This is a genomic window from Cyanobacteriota bacterium (assembly GCA_025054735.1).
In the GTDB taxonomy this organism is placed as follows: domain Bacteria; phylum Cyanobacteriota; class Cyanobacteriia; order SKYG9; family SKYG9; genus SKYG9.
Window position 1 is genome coordinate 1 of sequence record JANWZG010000648.1, and the last position, 1,333, is coordinate 1,333.

The 1,333-nt window shown below is 49.7% G+C and carries 1 protein-coding gene; it reads right to left on the reverse strand.

The genetic code is table 11. The annotated features are described in order from the left end of the window. A partial coding sequence (locus NZ772_19060; protein ID MCS6815658.1) for a sugar phosphate nucleotidyltransferase occupies positions 1-1,333 on the reverse strand: 1,333 nt, incomplete at both ends.

Genomic DNA, 1,333 nt, shown 5'->3' on the forward strand with positions numbered 1-1,333 from the left:
TCTACATCTCCAATTTCGCTGATTTGTGCCCGCCGAAAGTCTTCTTTGAAGAAAGCCCCCTCAATTTTCTTTTCCATTGCCTTGGAGATATTGATGCCATTATGGTCAAAAAACTCCACTAGCAAGTGATCAGAGCGATCGGGATGAATGCGGACATGGATGCCACCAGCCACCTTGAGGGTTGAGAGAGCAGTCCGGGCTAGGGGAATAGCTGTTGCCTCTAGGTTTTGTACATCGACCCCAACGGACATTAACCCAGCTACGAGCGATCGGGTTACCATGCGAGAAATATTGCGTTGATCGCGAGAAACTGTAACGCTACTGCCTGCTTTGAGAGTAGAGCCGTAGGCTGCTCCTAGCTTGACCGCAAATTCTGGGGTGATATCGACGTTGGCAAGCCCCGACACGCCTCGCTGTCCGAATAGGTTGCGGTGGGCAGCATGTCCCCAAATTAGGTTGATATTGAGGGTGGCACCAGCTTCTACTTGCTTACTGGGCCAAACCCGCACATTGGGATTAATCTGGGCTTCTTCACCAATGGTGCACAGTGACCCAACTACGGCTCCCTCTAGCACATGGGCACGCCGATCTACGCGAGTGCCCCGCGAGATTACACAAGCGCGCAGGTGGGCCTCTTCACCGATGATGGCACCATTCCAAATCACAGGCCGTTTAAGATCAGCATCGGCTCCGATCGTTACGTTATCCCCAATTACCGTACCTGCACTAATTTGCACCCGTGGGCCAATATGACAGTTACTCCCAATCAACACGGGGGTTTCAATCTTTGCAGAGGGATGAATATAAGTATTCTTGCCTATCCACAATCCTGGAATTAAGTGGTGGGTAGCGGGTAGCTCTACCGTGCCATGAGTTTGATGCTTAGATTCAGCATGGGTAGCGTACAACTGTGACCAATGACTAGTCACATCGGCATAGGGAATATCTAGCTTAACCTTCTGCATGAGGCTATCGTAGTTGGCCTCACGGTAAGCATTCAGATGTCCTACATCGCACCAATAGCCATTAGTGACATACCCATACATTGGTTCATTTTTTTCTAGCAGCAGAGGAAACAAATCTTTAGAAAAGTCGCTCTCCTCATTCGCAGGCAAGTAGTGAAGCACGGAGGGTTCCATGATGTAAATGCCAGTATTCACAGTGTCAGAAAATACTTCACCTGTGGAGGGCTTTTCCAAAAATCGGCAGATGCGATCTTGCTCATTGGTAATCACCATGCCGAACTCAACCGGATTCGGTACCCGCGCTAGCACAACGGTAACTTTGGCTCGCTTGCAGTGATGAAAGGCGATCGCTGCTGTCAAGTCAACAT